This is a genomic window from Changpingibacter yushuensis, from assembly GCF_014041995.1.
Classification (GTDB): domain Bacteria; phylum Actinomycetota; class Actinomycetes; order Actinomycetales; family Actinomycetaceae; genus Changpingibacter; species Changpingibacter yushuensis.
In genome coordinates this window covers 727,123-743,933 of record NZ_CP059492.1, presented here as the reverse complement: position 1 = coordinate 743,933, position 16,811 = coordinate 727,123, and the positions used below count along the sequence as shown (strand labels likewise).

At 57.8% G+C, this 16,811-nt stretch carries 14 protein-coding genes; 5 read left to right on the top strand and 9 right to left on the bottom strand.

What is annotated here, in order from left to right; genetic code table 11:
* Window positions 1-70: 70 nt before the first annotated feature.
* From H2O17_RS03190 to H2O17_RS03175, 4 genes are all read left to right on the top strand, one after another.
* Complete coding sequence (locus tag H2O17_RS03190) at window positions 71-2,251, top strand: NAD(+) synthase (RefSeq protein ID WP_182050304.1); 2,181 nt, start codon at window positions 71-73, stop codon at window positions 2,249-2,251.
* Between the two features lie 107 nt (window positions 2,252-2,358).
* On the top strand, window positions 2,359-2,808 hold the full coding sequence (locus H2O17_RS03185; RefSeq protein ID WP_182050303.1) for a GNAT family N-acetyltransferase: 450 nt from the start codon (window positions 2,359-2,361) through the stop codon (window positions 2,806-2,808).
* A 278-nt stretch (window positions 2,809-3,086) separates the two neighbouring features.
* Window positions 3,087-3,698 carry a polysaccharide deacetylase family protein gene (locus H2O17_RS03180; protein WP_182050302.1) on the top strand — a complete coding sequence of 204 codons (612 nt, stop codon included), beginning with the start codon at window positions 3,087-3,089 and terminating at the stop codon, window positions 3,696-3,698.
* A 128-nt stretch (window positions 3,699-3,826) separates the two neighbouring features.
* Complete coding sequence (locus H2O17_RS03175; RefSeq protein ID WP_281363059.1) at window positions 3,827-5,509, top strand: fumarate hydratase; 1,683 nt, start codon at window positions 3,827-3,829, stop codon at window positions 5,507-5,509.
* A gap of 232 nt (window positions 5,510-5,741) precedes the next feature.
* Here the strand turns inward: H2O17_RS03175 and aspA are convergent, their stop codons facing one another.
* Complete coding sequence (gene aspA, locus H2O17_RS03170) at window positions 5,742-7,163, bottom strand: aspartate ammonia-lyase (RefSeq protein ID WP_182050301.1); 1,422 nt, start codon at window positions 7,161-7,163, stop codon at window positions 5,742-5,744.
* Window positions 7,164-7,224: 61 nt separating this feature from the next.
* Window positions 7,225-8,334 (bottom strand): GuaB3 family IMP dehydrogenase-related protein, encoded by a 1,110-nt coding sequence (locus tag H2O17_RS03165; protein WP_182050300.1) that lies wholly within the window; start codon window positions 8,332-8,334, stop codon window positions 7,225-7,227.
* A 92-nt stretch (window positions 8,335-8,426) separates the two neighbouring features.
* Between H2O17_RS03165 and H2O17_RS03160 the strand changes: the two genes are divergently transcribed.
* On the top strand, window positions 8,427-9,158 hold the full coding sequence (locus H2O17_RS03160; RefSeq protein ID WP_182050299.1) for an exonuclease domain-containing protein: 732 nt from the start codon (window positions 8,427-8,429) through the stop codon (window positions 9,156-9,158).
* A gap of 192 nt (window positions 9,159-9,350) precedes the next feature.
* On the opposite strand, the gene guaB is transcribed toward H2O17_RS03160, so the two are convergent.
* The 7 genes from guaB to H2O17_RS03125 form a co-directional block, all read right to left on the bottom strand.
* Window positions 9,351-10,859 (bottom strand): IMP dehydrogenase, encoded by a 1,509-nt coding sequence (guaB, locus tag H2O17_RS03155; RefSeq protein ID WP_182050298.1) that lies wholly within the window; start codon window positions 10,857-10,859, stop codon window positions 9,351-9,353.
* Between the two features lie 126 nt (window positions 10,860-10,985).
* Window positions 10,986-11,282, bottom strand: coding sequence for a co-chaperone GroES (groES, locus tag H2O17_RS03150; protein WP_182050297.1), 297 nt, complete (start codon window positions 11,280-11,282; stop codon window positions 10,986-10,988).
* A gap of 208 nt (window positions 11,283-11,490) precedes the next feature.
* Complete coding sequence (gene tsaD, locus H2O17_RS03145) at window positions 11,491-12,531, bottom strand: tRNA (adenosine(37)-N6)-threonylcarbamoyltransferase complex transferase subunit TsaD (protein ID WP_182050296.1); 1,041 nt, start codon at window positions 12,529-12,531, stop codon at window positions 11,491-11,493.
* 150 nt (window positions 12,532-12,681) lie between these two features.
* Complete coding sequence (locus tag H2O17_RS03140) at window positions 12,682-13,434, bottom strand: succinate dehydrogenase/fumarate reductase iron-sulfur subunit (RefSeq protein WP_182050295.1); 753 nt, start codon at window positions 13,432-13,434, stop codon at window positions 12,682-12,684.
* Complete coding sequence (locus tag H2O17_RS03135) at window positions 13,431-15,398, bottom strand: fumarate reductase/succinate dehydrogenase flavoprotein subunit (protein WP_182050294.1); 1,968 nt, start codon at window positions 15,396-15,398, stop codon at window positions 13,431-13,433. Before H2O17_RS03135 ends, H2O17_RS03140 begins: the two co-directional genes overlap by 4 nt.
* 9 nt (window positions 15,399-15,407) lie before the next feature.
* Window positions 15,408-16,118, bottom strand: coding sequence for a succinate dehydrogenase cytochrome b subunit (locus H2O17_RS03130; protein WP_220456814.1), 711 nt, complete (start codon window positions 16,116-16,118; stop codon window positions 15,408-15,410).
* 171 nt (window positions 16,119-16,289) lie between these two features.
* Window positions 16,290-16,805: a GNAT family N-acetyltransferase gene (locus tag H2O17_RS03125; RefSeq protein ID WP_182050293.1), complete on the bottom strand. Its 516-nt coding sequence runs from the start codon at window positions 16,803-16,805 to the stop codon at window positions 16,290-16,292.
* Between the last annotated feature and the right edge of the window lie 6 nt (window positions 16,806-16,811).

The following is a 16,811-nucleotide window of genomic DNA, read 5'->3' as shown; positions in this document are numbered from 1 at the left end:
GGTGGCTTCCCACACGGATCGCCCCCACACCTAAATGAGCCTCCTGCCCACTTCTGGCAAACTGGAACCCATGGACTGTTTCTACTCTGTCTACGCACATGGCTTTGCCCGAGTGGCAGCCTGCACGGTGCCCGTGCAACCTGTCCGCCCGCTTGAGAACGCCACAACCACAGTGAATGTGGCGCGCGAATGCGGGGAGGCAGGTGTGGCGCTCGCCGTGTTCCCTGAGCTAAGCCTTACGGGCTATGCGATCGACGACCTCCTCCTCCAAGACGTGCTCATCAAGCAGGTACTCGAAGCTCTTGAGGTGGTTCGGGCCGCTTCCGTGGATCTTCTACCGGTCATCGTGCTGGGAGCTCCGCTCGTGAAAGGCAATCGCCTGTATAACTGCGCCGTGGTCATCCATCGCGGCCGGGTTCTGGGCGTGGTTCCAAAGTCATACCTCCCCAATTACCGTGAGTTCTACGAGAAGCGGCACTTCGCTAGCGGGGATGATCAACGTGCCCAACAGATCGAGCTTCCAGGCGTTGGCTCGCGCCCACAGGCGCCGCTCGTGCCGTCTTTCCCCACCTCGGTCCACAACTCAGTCCATCCTGGACCGGAGGCTGACCTAGACGCATTCCTCGACTATGACTTCCCACCCGAAACGGTTCCATTTGGCCCAGACCTGATTTTCCGCGCCAAGGACACCCGGAACTTCGCGTTCCATGTTGAAGTGTGTGAAGACATGTGGGTGCCAGTTCCACCCTCTGCTCAGGCTTCGCTCGCAGGAGCCAACATCTTGGTCAACATCTCCGGTTCACCCATTACCGTCGGGCGCGCCGCGGAACGCACTTCACTTGTGAAGGCGGCCTCGTCGCGTTGCAGCGCAGCATATGTGTACACCGCCGCAGGTGAAGGTGAATCCTCCACGGATCTCTCATGGGACGGCCAAGCCATGATCTATGAGATGGGCACCGAGCTGGCAGCTTCTGCCCGCTTCCAGGCTGGCGTCCAGCGCACCATCGCCGACGTCGACCTCGGTTCCATCCACCAAGAGCGTTTGCGCCAAGGTTCCTTTGACGACAACCGCCGTGCTTTGGATGTTCGTACCGACGCCGACCGCGCAGGTGGACTCACATTCCGATCGGTTACCTTTACACTCAACCCGCCAAACACTGACATCGGCTTGCGGCGCAACGTGGCGCGCTTCCCGTTCGTTCCCGCCGATCCTGAACTGCTTCATCAAGATTGCTACGAGGCCTACAACATTCAGGTACACGCACTGGCGCAACGCCTGCGGGCAATCGGCAACCCGAAGATCGTTATCGGCGTTTCGGGTGGGCTCGATTCAACTCATGCACTTATTGTTGCCGCGCGTGCGATGGACAAGCTAGGTCGGCCACGCACGGATATTCTGGCTTACACCTTGCCCGGATTCGCCACCACAGACCACACCAAGAACAATGCCATCGAACTCTCACGGCGCCTCGGGGTGAGCTTCGAAGAGATAGACATACGGCCAGCAGCCCACCAGATGCTGGCAGACATGAAACACCCATTCGCATCTGGCGAAGAAGTGTACGACGTGACGTTCGAGAACGTGCAGGCGGGCCTGCGCACAGATTTTCTGTTCCGACTCGCGAACGAACACAACGGCATTGTTCTGGGCACCGGCGACCTGTCAGAACTGGCGTTGGGCTGGTGCACGTTCGGCGTTGGCGACCAGATGAGCCATTACAACGTCAACCCCGGCGTTCCCAAGACCCTCATGCAACACCTGATTCGCTGGGTCATAGCCTCGGGTCAATTCACGTCCGAAGTGGGAACCACCTTGCAGTCGATCCTTGATACGGAGATCTCACCCGAGCTAGTCCCGGCAAAAGACGGCGAGACCATCCAATCCACCCAACAGAAGATCGGACCCTACGAACTGCAGGACTTCACCCTCTTCTATTTGCTCCGCCGTGGAATGTCACCTTCCACCATTGCCTTCTTGGCCTGGCATGCATGGCACGATAGAACTGTGGGCCAATGGCCTCCGGCATTTCCTGATGACGAACGCAATGAATACACGATTGGCCAGATCAAACAATGGATGAAACTCTTCTATCGCCGTTTCTTCTCCAATCAGTTCAAACGATCCACGCTTCCCAACGGCCCCAAGGTGGTAGCCGGAGGAACACTTTCTCCGCGCGGCGATTGGCGGATGCCCTCCGATGCATCATCGGCCGCTTGGCTAGCTGACCTCCAATCCGTACCGGACCTGTGATCAAAGCATCAACGAATCATTGAATCAACCTGATCGCGCAGCCCGTTGATCACTCGCGCCGATCATCAAACTTGCTTATTGCAACCACATATCACAAAGGAAATCTCATGGCAGTCGAACTCATTGAGAATGCAAGCTCTGAACTCGTCGAGGCAATGAACAAACTCATCCCGCAGCTCTCCGCGTCAACGCCTCCGCTTACGCCCGAAGCCGTCGCAGCCTTTGTGGCCCAGCCGTATGTGTACCTCTTCATCTACCGGTCAGAGGTGACGGACGAGAAGGGTTCGCTTCCCATCTTGGGAATGCTCAGCCTTGCAACTTTTGATATCCCGACCGGGAAACGGGCTTGGATCGAGGACGTCGTCGTCGATGGTGCTGCGCGTGGGCAAGGAGCCGGCCAAAAGCTCGTGGAAGCGGCGGTTGTACACGGAAAAAGGATTGGTGCCAAGACTATCGACCTGACCTCGCGCCCCAGCAGAGAGTCTGCAAACCGACTCTATCGACGGTGCGGCTTCGAACTCCGTGAGACCAACGTCTACCGGTACCAAGACCAATGAAGGCCCGCAGATTTGCGAAGCTTGGCCTGGCAGCTTGGATTGGCGCGCTCGCGTTGACCGGGTGTACCGCAGCGGTGTCCAGCCCCGCGCCGTCCCCCAGCACCAGTGCGTCCGCACCGTCACCAACTCGAACGCCGACGCCCACAGCGACAAGTCCTAGTCCCAGCCAGAAGCCCACTACAGCGAAACCCACCACAATAGAGCCGAGCACCACTGCACCCACCACGACTGCACCGCCTGTTGCACCGCTACCACCAGCCACCTCCGTCGATTGCACGGTGGAGCAATGCGTTGCGCTCACTTTCGACGACGGCCCCGGCCCGTACACTGACAAGCTGCTGGATGAACTAGCCACCCGCGATGTCCACGCCACCTTCTTCGTGGTGGGAAAGAACATCGAGGCACGCGGCAAGACCGTCAAACGCGAGATCGCCGAAGGCCACGTGGTAGGCAACCATTCGTGGGATCACGCCGACCTTTCAAAGCTCTCTTGGCAAGGCGTGGCGCAGGAGATTGACAGTACAAATACAGCGCTGACAAACCTTGGATTGCCACTTCCGCTCCTCGTCAGACCGCCATACGGAGCCCAGAACCCGGAAGTCATGGCTGCCCTCAAAGCACGTGGTCAGATCGGAACCTTCTGGAGCATCGATACGGAGGACTGGAAGAACCGCGACGTCGCTCAGACGACGGCACGTGCGCTTCAGGCCCGGCGAGGATCCATTTTGCTCATGCATGACATTCAACCAACCACCGTGGATGCCATACCCGGAATCATCGATGGTCTGCGGCAAAAAGGGTTCACACTTGTGACCGTGCCGGAACTCATTGGTCCTCATCCGGAGACGATCATTGGCATGCAGATGTACAGCCAGTACAACGTGCGTTAGGTTGCCCTACCCATACGGCCGGTCCCTGGTACTCCAGGGGCCGGCCGCTGTGCGTTACCTTTGGCCCGGTCTAGGCCCACATTTGCCTTCTATGATGACGAAGTCCAGACCGAAACAAGGAGGCACCGTTGCCGGAATTCATGTACAAGGACATGCTCCCTTCCCAAGGGGATCCCACCGAATACCGTCTGTTGACCACGGAAGGTGTAGAGGTGGTCGTCGGTCCGGACGGCGAAGAGTTCCTCAAGGTTGCACCCGAAGCACTTGAGCTTCTTTCTCGGACCGCTTTCCACGATATCTCGCACTACCTGCGTACCGCGCACTTGGAACAAGTGGCGAAGATTCTTGATGACCCCGAGGCTTCTCCCAACGATCGATTCGTGGCCAAGACCCTCCTGCGCAATGCATATATCTCCGCGCAAGGTATCCTTCCCATGTGCCAAGACACCGGCACCGCGATCATTTCAGGCAAGCGTGGCCAGCACGTGCTGACGGCTGGTTGTGATGAAGAATCCCTCGCTAAGGGAGTCTTTGACGCATACACAAACCTGAACCTGCGTTACTCGCAGAACGCCCCGCTCTCCATGTTCGAAGAGGTCAACACTGGTTCGAATCTGCCAGCCCAAATCGAACTGGCTGCTGACACTGCGCGTGGCCACGAGCTTTCCTACAAGTTCCTGTTCATGGCAAAGGGAGGCGGTTCAGCCAACAAGTCCTACCTGTATCAAGAGACCAAGGCAATACTCAACGAAGCCGCACTTATGCCATTCCTTGAGGCGAAGATCCGCTCGCTTGGCACGGCGGCCTGCCCGCCGTATCACTTAGGCATCGTGGTGGGTGGCACCTCGGCAGAGTTCGCGCTTAAGACAGCCAAGTACGCCTCAGCGCACTACCTAGATGAACTCCCTGATCACGGTGGCAAAGAAGGTTACGGCTTCCGCGATCACGATATTGAGGAGAAGGTCCTTGAGCTGACTCGCCAGATCGGGATTGGTGCCCAGTTCGGCGGAAAATACTTCTGCCACGATGTCCGCGTCATTAGGCTCCCGCGCCACGGAGCGTCGCTGCCTGTAGCGATCTCTGTCTCTTGCTCTGCTGATCGTCAGGCTCGCGCAAAGATCACACCTGAAGGCATCTTCTTGGAGAAGCTGGAGACTGATCCTGGCCGCTTCTATCCGGCGCAGAGTGAAGTGGAACTTGGAGCACCTAGCGAAGAGACCATTCACATCGACCTCAACCAACCAATGGAGGTGATCCGAGCTCAGCTCTCCCGCTACCCTGTCAAGACGCGCGTCTCATTGTCCGGTCCCATCATTGTGGCTCGCGACATCGCGCACGCCAAGCTTCGCGAGCGCCTCGAAGCTGGCGAGGAACTCCCTGCATACGTGCGCGATCACCCTATCTACTATGCTGGCCCGGCGAAAACTCCTGAAGGCAAGGCCTCTGGCTCTTTTGGTCCCACTACGGCTGGACGCATGGATTCCTACGTGGATCTACTGCAGTCCCATGGCGCTTCTATGGTTATGCTCGCCAAGGGAAACCGTTCCCAGCAGGTAACCGATGCTTGCCAGAAGTGGGGAGGTTTCTACCTAGGATCGATCGGTGGCCCGGCAGCCCAGCTGGCTGAGGATTGCATCAAGAAGGTTGAACTAGTGGAGTATCCAGAGTTGGGAATGGAAGCAATCTGGCGCATCGAAGTAGAAGATTTCCCTGCCTTCATCATTGTTGATGACAAGGGCAACGATTTCTTTGCTCATTCGCAGGAAGTATCCGTGACGTTGGGCAAGAAACCCGAAACTGCCGTTTTGTGACCACGATCGTGGCAGTCAGGTGACTAGACCCTAGCCACCTGACTGCCACGCTGTGTTCTGAAGATGCTCCCGGGTTTGCTCTGAAGAAACTCACAGATCTAAGCACTGCATCCGTCCAATAGGCCGTGCATCCGCCCAGATCTAAGCCAGCCAACCAGCGGCTGCAATCGGCACCGGCAGTCCGCCCACGTTGGCACCTCAGTCCGCCCACGTTGGCACCAGCCTCGCGGAATCACTCCTCGGGGAAGTACCGCCCAATGTAGGTGGGGTTCATAAGGTTCTCGATGGAGAATGCTTTGTTGAGCTGCTCTTGGCTCACGAGGCCGCGTTCCAGAACCACGTCTCTTACCGAACGCCCGGTGGCCGCACATTCGCGTGCCACCTCATCACCCACGTGGTGCCCAATGACATCGTTGAGATACGTGACGATCCCAATGGAGTTCATAACATAGTTGCGGCACACCTCCTCGTTCACGGTGATGCCATCTACGCACCGCTCCCTAAGAATCTTTGCGGCGTTCTTAAGAAGACGCACCGATTCGAAGATGCACTGCGCCATAACGGGTTCCATGACATTGAGTTGGAGCTGGCCCGCCTCGCTGGCCATCGTGACAGTCACGTCGTTTCCCACCACTTTGAAGCACACCTGGTTGACCACTTCGGGGATCACCGGGTTCACCTTTCCCGGCATGATGGAGGATCCTGCCTGCATTTGAGGAAGGTTGATTTCGCCGAGCCCAGCGCGAGGCCCCGAAGACAGAAGCCGCAGGTCATTACAGATCATCGAAAGCTTGGCTGCCAAACGCCGCAGACTTCCGTGTACTGCCAAATATGCGCCAGTATCACTCGTGGCTTCCACGAGATTGTGCGCTGGTACTACCGGTAGCCCCGACACCTCGGCCAATCGCTGGACCACCGCCTTCTGGTATCCCTCCGGAGTGTTGAGCCGCGTCCCAATGGCAGTGGCGCCAAGGTTCACCTCAAGAACCAGAGTCACTTGACGCGCCAGATGGAGGCGTTCCTCGGCCATAAGCTCACCAAAGGCAGAGAACTCCTGGCCCATCGTCATTGGCACGGCATCTTGAAGCTGTGTGCGGCCCATTTTGATGACGTTCTTGTGTTTCTCCGCCAATGCGTTGAAGGATGCCTCAAGATCGCCTAGCTCGTTTGAGAGCTGAGTGACCAAGCGATACACCGCGATGCGAAAACCTGTTGGGTACGCATCGTTCGTGGACTGAGACTTATTGACGTCGTCGTTCGGGTCGACGACGTCGTAGCGGCCCTTCTCCTCGCCCAAGATCTCCAAGGCAAGGTTTGCCACTACCTCATTTGTGTTCATGTTGACGGATGTGCCCGCACCGCCTTGAAAGACGTCAACGGGAAACTGATCCATGCATTCACCGGCGAGGATGCGGTCACAGGCTTCGATGATGGCCAAACTTGTGCGTTTTGAGATCGTGCGGAAATCTCTGTTGGCTAGAGCTTCGGCCTTCTTCACCATCACCATGCCCCGGATAAACTCCGGGACAGTGGAGATCGTGGTTCCAGAAATGGGGAAGTTCTCCATCGCCCGTACCGTGTGGATTCCGTAGTAGGCATCGGCCGGAACCAACCGCTGCCCTAAGAGATCCTTCTCAACTCGCATGTTCGCCATTGGACACTTCCTTGTGTTGAAGATGAACTGCCGCTGGGCGCCGTGACCAGCGTCCCCAAGCCTACTTGGTCACGATAAGGTTGGCGCGCTGAAACTCCTTGACGTCCGAGTAGCCATTGGCTGCCATGGCGTGCCGCAAGGCGCCCATGAGGTTGGTTTGCCCCTTGGAACTGTGTGATGGCCCAAACAGAATCTCCTCAATGGAACCTGCTGTGCCCACCTCCACTCGCTCGCCGCGAGGCAGCTTCGTGTGGCGTGCCTCCGCACCCCAATGCCAACCGCGGCCTGGGGCCTCGGTTGCACGCGCCAATGCCGTTCCCAGCATCACAGCATCTGCGCCACAGGCAATCGCCTTGACGAGGTCTCCAGAAGTTCCCACAGATCCGTCAGCAATGACATGCACGTACCGGCCGCTTGATTCATCAAGGAAGTCACGCCGTGCCGCAGCGATGTCAGCGATCGTTGTGGCCATGGGCGATGAAATGCCCACGGTACGTCGGTTGGCCGAGGAGGCACCACCGCCGTATCCGGCCAACACTCCGGCCGCGCCCGTACGCATGAGGTGGAGGGCGCTGGTGTAGGTGACTGCGCCGCCCACCACAACGGGAACGTCTAGTTCATATATAAACCGTTTGAGATTCAGTGGCTCACGATTATCGGAAACGTGTTCGGCAGAAACCGTGGTTCCGCGGATCACGAACACATCAACTCCTGCGTCGATGACCGAGCGCCATAGCTGCTGTGCGCCTCCAGGAGACAGCGCACCCGCCACAGTAACCCCGGCGTCGCGAATTTGGCGCAGGCGTTCCACCACCAGCTCATTCTGTATTGGTGCGGAATAGATCTCCTGCAGCCGAGCGGTCGATTCAGACTTGCTCAACCGAGCGATTTCTTCAAGGACCTGAGTGGGATCCTCGTAACGGGTCCATAGACCTTCCAGATCGAGCACGCCCAAGCCACCAGCCGTGCCGATCGCAATAGCCGTATCGGGCGATGTGACCGAGTCCATGGGTGCCGAAAGCACCGGAATCTCAAGGTGATAAGCATCAAACTGCCAAGAGGTCGAGACCTCTTGAACGTCTCGTGTACGCCGGGATGGAACCACGGCGACGTCGTCGAACGTATATGCACGTCTGGCCCGCTTTCCGCGGCCAATCTCAACTTCGCTCACGAATCTAAGACTACGTGCACCACAACCGAATGACGAACCAGGCCCTGTGTACGAGCGCCAGAGGTGTCCGTGCCGCAGGCTACCCTTACATCATGAGCAGTGAAGAACCCTTATGGCCGCAACGTACGATCATCGGATTTGATACGGAAACAACGGGCGTCAATCCTCTTGAGGATCGGCTCGTAACCTGCTCGCTTGTCAGCGTGAGTGCGAATGGCATTGATCGGCGCTACTGGCTGGCTGATCCGGGTGTGGAAATCCCAGAACAGGCGTCGCGAGTACATGGAATTACTACTGAAGAGGCACGGAGCAAAGGCCGGCCAATCACTGAAGTCCTTTCCGAGATTTCGGATGTCCTTGTTGCCCACATGCAGGGCGGCAATCCCGTAGTAGCTTTCAATGCCCAGTTTGATTTCACGCTTCTTGAAGCAGAGCTGCGGCGCCATGACCTCGCAACTATTGCGCAACGGTTGGGCACATGGCCTCATCCGGTTGTAGATCCCTATCTTCTTGATCGCTCTGTGGATCGCTTCCGCAAAGGCAAGCGCCGCTTGGAGGATCTGTGCGCTTTCTACAAGGTTGATGGCGGTGACTTCCATAATGCCGAAGCTGATGTACTTGCCACGCTGCGCGTACTTGGTGCGCTGCTGCGGGCACACCCCACGCTCGCTCGGGAATCGCTCGAACAGGTTCAATCGCGCGCCGCGCAAGCGAATGCCGAAATGATCGAGTTCTTCAATAGGCGCGATGCGGCCAATGGTCGGCCAGTTTCTCCACCGCCTCAGCACTGGCCCGTAGCAGATGGGGCACTCATCCTGAAGTAGATCGGATTCATGGGGAGAATTCGGACTCATGTGTGAAGTCTCCGACTCATGGAAAAACGCCGGAGGCGGGCGATGTCAATCATCACCCGCCTCCGGCGTTTGACACGCTTCACGATATGTTTAATAACCAAAAAGCATCGTATGCGTAGGCTGCCATCGCGCGGCGCGGCCCGCTAACTGGGCCGGCCCGAACTAGGCGCGGCCCGAGTAGTTTGGAGCCTCCACCGTCATCTGCACATCGTGCGGATGCGATTCGCGCAGGCCTGCCGAGGTCATTCGTACAAACTTGCCACGCGCCTTTAGCATTGGAATGGTGCGAGCACCCGTGTAGAACATGGTCTGATGCAGGCCACCAATCAGTTCGTAGAGAACTGAGGAGAGCGAGCCGCGGTAAGGAACCTGACCCTCGATACCCTCTGGGATGATCTTGTCATCAGAGGTCACGTCAGACTGGAAGTAGCGATCCTTCGAGTAAGAGCGCTTGCCACGGGAGGACATTGCTCCAAGCGAACCCATGCCACGGTAGTGCTTAAACTGCTTACCGTTAACGAACACCAAGTCGCCAGGGGTTTCCTCGCACCCAGCAAGCAGGGAACCGAGCATCACTGAATCTGCCCCTGCAACGAGTGCCTTTCCGATGTCACCTGAGTACTGCAGGCCGCCGTCAGCTATGAGCGGCACGTCAGCCGCGCTGCACGCGCCAGCTGCACTGGCAATCGCGGTGATCTGTGGCACGCCAACACCTGCCACCACACGAGTCGTGCAGATGGACCCCGGACCAACGCCCACCTTAACGGCGTCGACCCCAGCGTCAATCAGTGCCTTCGCACCGGATTCGGTAGCAACGTTTCCACCGATGATCTGAACCTTGTCGAAGCCAGAATCACTGCGAAGACGCTTGATCATGTCTAGGGCCAGCTTGGCCTCACCATTGGCAGAATCAATCACAAGCACGTCAACACCGGCATCAGCAAGCGCTTCAGCACGTTCCCACGAATCGGAAAGGTAACCGACGCCAGCGCCAACTACCAGCCTGCCGTTGGCGTCCTTGGTCGCATTGGGGTACTGCTGAGTTTTGACGAAGTCCTTGACGGTGATGAGGCCGGTCAGACGGCCCTCTTCATCAATCAAGGGAAGCTTTTCAATCTTGTGCTTGGCCAGAAGCGCAGCGGCATCTTCACGGGTCACGCCGCGCGGCGCAGTCACAAGTGGCATGGAGGTCATCGTGTCTCGAACACGACGCGTTGCGAACTCATCCTCTGGGATGAAACGTAAATCGCGATTCGTAATGATGCCAAGCAGCTTGCCACCACCGTCTACCACAGGAAGCCCGGAAACGCGGTACTTGCCGCAGAGTTCATCGAGCTGAAGGATGGTGGCGTCAGGTCCAACGGTTACAGGATCTTGAACCATTCCCGATTCGGACCGCTTGACCACACGGACCTGCTGCGCCTGGTCTTCAATCGAAAGATTGCGGTGGATGACTCCCATGCCGCCCAAGCGGGCCATTGCGATCGCCATGCGCGATTCAGTCACGGTATCCATCGCGGCGGAAATCAAAGGGGTCTTCAGAGTGATTGAGCGCGTCAAGCGGCTAGCGGTGTCGACTTCGGATGGGATGACGTCAGTTGCTTGGGGAAGCAGCAGAACGTCGTCATACGTGAGGCCGAGTGTGGAAAACGGATCATTCAGTGTCGTCACCCGGCCATCATATCTGGCCAGAAGCAGTGTCCGCACTGTGGGCCGGCCTACGTGAGGAAACGCCCAAAATGCGAGAAGACGCCCAACCAAAAGGTGGGCGCCTTCTCTAACCGATATCGGCTAGATTCACTTCTCGACAACAGCAAGAATGTCACGTGAGGAAAGAATGATGAATTCCTCACCGCCATACTTAACTTCGGTGCCGCCGTACTTGGAGTAAATGACGACGTCGCCTTCGGCTACGTCAACCGGGATGCGATTGCCATGATCGTCAACGCGACCCGGGCCGACAGCGAGGACTTCGCCTTCCTGTGGCTTCTCCTTGGCAGTGTCTGGGAGCACCAGACCGGATGCCGTTGTAGTTTCTGCTTCGAGCTGTCGGATGACAATGCGATCCTCGAGCGGCTTGATGGAGACCGACACTTCGGATTCCCCTTCTTCTAGAACTCGTGCTTAGGTTGTAGCCCATCCATTCGGATGGAAGTACCTGGCCGCGGGACCCGCCGTCGCGGGGGCCGGGCCCGAACCGGGCACAAGCCGCAGCAATGAGTGATTGCTACGTCCACAAGAAGATTATGCCACTCTTAGCACTCGGTCAAGGCGAGTGCTAGCGTTCAGCGAACACCAGTTTTCACATGGTGATCTTGTTGAGGTCCATTCCCGTATCGATCGTAATTCCAAGGCCAGATGGGGCCACCCCGTTACGCACGAGCTCATAGCCGAGCGAGGCAACCATCGCACCGTTATCAGTGCAGTATCGGATGGGAGGAATACGAACCGTGATGCCCCGAGCCTCAGCACGCTGAGTTGCGAGCTCACGCAGCCGTGAGTTGGCAGAGAAGCCACCGCCCACAACCAACGTGTCACACCCGAATGCTTCACAGGCGTTGAGCGCCTTGGAAGTCAGCACATCGTTGATGGCCTCCGAGAATCCTGCGGCGATATCAGCTGTTGGTACCTCCTCGGCACGAGACTCGAGGCCCTCAACGTACCTCGCAACGGCGGTCTTCAATCCAGAAAACGAGAAATCGTAGGGATGAAGTGCCTTGTCCTTGCCTTGGGTTAATCCACGCGGGAAACGAATGGCCTCACGGTCACCCTCCTTGGACAAACGATCGATATGCGGGCCGCCGGGGTAAGGAAGTCCGAGTAAGCGCCCGACCTTGTCAAAGGCTTCGCCCGCTGCATCATCCAAAGTGCCACCCATTTCTTCGACATCGGTGGCAATGTTGCCGACGCGCAAGATCGAGGAGTGACCACCGGAAACTACCAAACCGATGAACTGCTCTGGAAAAGCTCCATGAACCAGTTCATCCACGCAAAGATGCCCAATGATGTGGTTGACGCCGTAGAGCGGCTTCCCCGTGGAGAGCGCCAGAGCCTTCGCTGCGGAAACACCCACGGTCAATGAACCGATGAGTCCTGGACCAGCAGTTACCGCAATGGCATCCACATCCTCTAATGCCACACCGGCCTTCTCAAGCGCGGCGTTCAGAGTGGGAACCATCGTCTGAAGATGGGCCCGTGAAGCGATCTCGGGAATGATGCCGCCATAGCGCGCGTACTCATCCATCGACGTCGCGGTGACGTCGGCTAGTAGTTCGCCGTCCCGCACGATGGCGATTCCGGTCTCGTCACAGGAGGTCTCAATGCCCAAGATGGTAATGCTCACGGCTCACAAGTCTAGTGCCCTTTGCGGCTGGGCACCTATTGGTAATTGTGTGCAGCACACAACCGTCACCACTAGCTACACGCAACGCGCAACGGGCGGGTTTCACAGCACGTAGCTGCGAAACCCGCCCGTTGCGAGCGAAGCCTCTTCTCAGCGCTTGCGCGCCTTCACAAACATCGACTTCATGAGGTCACGATTGAGCAGCGAAATGAGCTCGAAAGGAATCTCCTTCGGGCACACAGTTGCGCATGCGCCTGTGTTGGTGCAGCCACCGAAGCCTTCCTCATCCTGCTGAGCCAGCATGTTGACCACGCGGTCCAGACGCTCAGGCTGCCCTTGTGGCAGAAGCCCAAGGTGCATGACCTTTGCCGACGTGAACAACATGGAGGAGCCGTTCGGGCAAGCTGCCACGCACGCACCGCAGCCGATGCAGGCAGCCGCCTCAAAAGCGCGATCCGCGTTCTTCTTGGGAACCAACTGCGAGTGCGCATCCGGAGCTGCGCCCGTGTTCACAGATACATAGCCACCGGCCTGAACGATGCGATCCAGCGCGCTGCGGTCTACCACGAGATCCTTGATCACAGGGAAGGCCTTTGAGCGCCATGGCTCCAGCACGATCTTGTCTCCGTCAGAGAAGCTACGCATGTGCAACTGGCAGGTCGTGGTGCGTTCGGGGCCGTGCGGATCGCCATTGATGACGATGCCACACTGTCCGCAGATTCCCTCGCGGCAGTCCGAATCGAACGCCACGGGCTCCGCACCTTCCGCGAACAACTCTTCGTTCAGAACGTCAAGCATTTCGAGGAAGGAGGCGTGCTCATCAACATCATTCAGAGTGCGCTGTTCGAAGTGACCCTCGTCCTCAGGGCCATTCTGACGCCAAAATTCTAGGGTGATTTTCACTTGTAACTCCGCTGCTTCATATGGACATATTCGTAGTTGAGGTCTTCCTTGTGGAGGACCGGCTGAGCGCCTTCGCCCGACCATTCCCAAGCCGCCACGTAGGCATACTCATCGTCGTGGCGAAGCGCCTCTCCTTCAGGAGTCTGCGACTCCGACCGGAAGTGACCACCGCAAGACTCCTCGCGGTGAAGCGCGTCGATGCACATGAGTTCAGCAAGTTCGAAGAAGTCAGCCACACGGCCTGCCTTTTCAAGGGATTGATTAAGCGTTGCAGCAGAACCTGGGACCTTGACGTCCTTCCAGAACTCTTCGCGCAGTGAGCGGATCTCGGTGATTGCCTCGCGCAGCCCAGCGGCGTCGCGAGCCATGCCGCACTTCTCCCACATGATTGCGCCGAGTTTCTTGTGGTAGTAATCCACCGAATGCGTGCCCTTGAGCTCCATGAAGTGCTTGATGCGGCCTTCCACGGAAGCGCGAGCTTCCTTGACGGCCGGATCATCCTCGGTGAGGTTCTCGAATGGGCCATCAGCGAGGTAATCGTTGATGGTATTGGGAAGAACGAAGTACCCGTCAGCTAGGCCCTGCATGAGGGCCGACGCACCGAGCCGGTTCGCACCGTGATCAGAGAAGTTTGCCTCTCCTGCCACGTACAAGCCCGATACCGTAGATTCGAGATCGTAATCGACCCAGAGTCCGCCCATTGTGTAGTGAACCGCCGGGTAGATACGCATGGGCACTTCATACGGGTCATCATTTGTGATGCGCTTGTACATGTCAAAAAGGTTGCCGTACTTCGCGGAAACAGCTTCCTTGCCCAAACGGCCAATGGCTTCTGCAAAGTCAAGGTACACGCCACGCGCGACGCCGTCGATCTCCGGACCCACACCGCGGCCTTCGTCGCACATGTTCTTCGCTTGCCGAGAGGCGATGTCGCGAGGCACCAAGTTGCCGAACGCGGGGTAGATGCGCTCCAAGTAGTAGTCGCGATCCTCTTCAGGAATGTCGCGCGGATCCTTCTTGCAATCCTCAGCCTTCTTGGGCACCCAGATACGACCATCGTTTCGCAGCGACTCTGACATGAGGGTCAGCTTTGACTGGTAATCGCCATGCTGTGGGATACACGTAGGGTGAATCTGCGTGTAGCACGGATTGGCAAAGTATGCGCCCTTGCGGTGTGCACGCCAGATGGCAGAGGCGTTGCAGCCCATGGCATTCGTGGACAGGAAGAACACGTTTCCGTATCCGCCTGTTGCCAGCACAACAGCATCTGCAATGTGCGTCTCAACTTCGCCGGTGACCATGTCACGCGCGATGATTCCGCGAGCATGGCCGTCCTTGACGATGAGCTCCATCATCTCGTGGCGCGAGAAGCAGGTAACCGTACCAGCCGCGACTTGACGCATAAGCGCCTGGTAGGCACCAATGAGCAACTGCTGGCCTGTCTGGCCACGCGCGTAGAACGTGCGGGACACCTGGACACCGCCGAACGAACGGTTGTCGAGGTAGCCACCGTACTCGCGAGCAAAAGGTACTCCCTGGGCCACGCACTGATCGATGATGCTGCCGCTGACTTCTGCTAGGCGGTAGACGTTCGATTCGCGAGCGCGGAAATCGCCACCCTTGATGGTGTCGTAGAAGAGACGATACGTAGAGTCGTTGTCGTTCTTGTAATTCTTCGAGGCGTTGATTCCACCCTGCGCTGCAATGGAGTGCGCGCGGCGAGCTGAGTCCTGGTAATAGAACGCCTTGACGTTGTAACCCATCTCGCCAAGAGAGGCAGCAGCGGCGCCGCCTGCGAGTCCGGTTCCAACCACAATGATGTTGAGCTTGCGGCGGTTAGCTGGGTTAACGAGCCGCGCTTCGAACTTGCGCTTCTCCCACTTGCCTTCCAACGGCCCTTCGGGAGCCTTGTGATCGGCGATGTCCTCGCCTTGGGTATAGAGTCCCTGAATTGTCTGTGCCATATCAGTTCCTTAAGAGATCCATCCGAAGAGGATCGCGGTGGGCGGAAGCATGAATCCGATGATGAGAGCCAGCGAGCAGAACCACGCAATGGCATTGAACGCGAACTCACGTTCACGGGTGTCGAGGCCGAGCGTCGCAAGCGCTGAGAACACACCGTGGCGCACATGCATTGCCAGCGCGCACATCGCAATCAGGTAGGCCAACCAGACCCACCAGTTCTCCGCGGAGAATGCGACGATGAGGCGGTCATACGGTTCCATGGACTTGTAATCGCCACCAATGTTGATAGTCAACGAGGTGAACTGAAGGATATGGAACACGATGAACGCAAGAATAATGACGCCGCCGTAGCGCATGGTCTGCGAAGCATAGGTCTGATGCTTCTTCTTACCGGTTGACACCTTGTACTTGGATCCGCGAGCAACACCTGCCCGATGCCAGAGCTTGAAAGCGCAGTAGATATGCAGCACAACAGCGAGCAACAGCACGATGCGCATGAGCCACACGGCACCCTTATGCGGCAGGATCGGGTACAGGAGCCCTTGCTGCAGGAACTCTGCGTAATGGTTGTATGCCTCCGGCCCCATGAACATCTTGAGGTTGCCATACATATGGAAGAGGACAAACAATACGAGGATGAGGCCTGTGAGAGCCATGGTCACCTTAAGTGCCACGGTCGTCTGCCGGCCACGCTTCTGAGTTGAGGGTGAATTAGCCACGTTCTGATGATACTTGATGTGGTGATCGCAACAGGCTCGCCATGAAATATGACAGATCCGCCTTACGTAATTTAAGGCGTATCTAGTGGAGAGTGGGGAACCATCGTGCGCCCTACGTCCCGCGGGCCATTATTCGCGATGTGCCTTGCAACACATCACCTAGTCACAGAGTCAGTTTTCGGGCCTCAAGTCCCGTCGCATGATGAGCGCGTCGTCGTCCACGTAATAACGACGACGGCGCCCCACGCCCTCAAAACCGTGGCGACCGTAGAAAGCTTGGGTCTGGAGATCCTTGGCGCGCACTTCTAGAAAGATGACCTCAGCATCGTGCTCGCGCGCGACCGAGATGAGATCCTCGAGGAGCAGTGATCCGAGGCCGGATCCGCGCCGGGAGGCAGCGACGGCAATCGTGAGAATCTCGGCTTCCACACCGTGGCTCACTCCCCCAAGCGCTGCGATGGTGGGCAGGCCTGCGGTAGATACTCCTGACTCAACGTAGGCCACATAGGTGGCAAAGCCTTGAGAGAGCTCGTGTTGCCACACCGCTGCGGGCCAGGCGTCCACTCCAAACGAGCGCGCATCGAACTCTGCTGCCCGATTGGCCCAACCCGGCAGCGGAGTCTTGCGCTGGAGGCCATGCGCCGCCAGCGCTTCCTGCGCTCCGCGCGCCTCAGAGTTCTCAGACATGTGAAC

What these genes read in the sequence shown, in the direction of transcription:
- H2O17_RS03190 (WP_182050304.1), top strand. Translation starts at nt 71, where the DNA reads ATGGACTGTTTCTACTCTGTCTACGCACATGGCTTTGCCCGAGTGGCA.
- H2O17_RS03185 (WP_182050303.1), top strand. Translation starts at nt 2,359, where the DNA reads ATGGCAGTCGAACTCATTGAGAATGCAAGCTCTGAACTCGTCGAGGCA.
- aspA (WP_182050301.1), bottom strand. Translation starts at nt 7,163, where the DNA reads ATGGCGAACATGCGAGTTGAGAAGGATCTCTTAGGGCAGCGGTTGGTT.
- H2O17_RS03160 (WP_182050299.1), top strand. Translation starts at nt 8,427, where the DNA reads ATGAGCAGTGAAGAACCCTTATGGCCGCAACGTACGATCATCGGATTT.
- H2O17_RS03135 (WP_182050294.1), bottom strand. Translation starts at nt 15,398, where the DNA reads ATGGCACAGACAATTCAGGGACTCTATACCCAAGGCGAGGACATCGCC.
- H2O17_RS03125 (WP_182050293.1), bottom strand. Translation starts at nt 16,805, where the DNA reads ATGTCTGAGAACTCTGAGGCGCGCGGAGCGCAGGAAGCGCTGGCGGCG.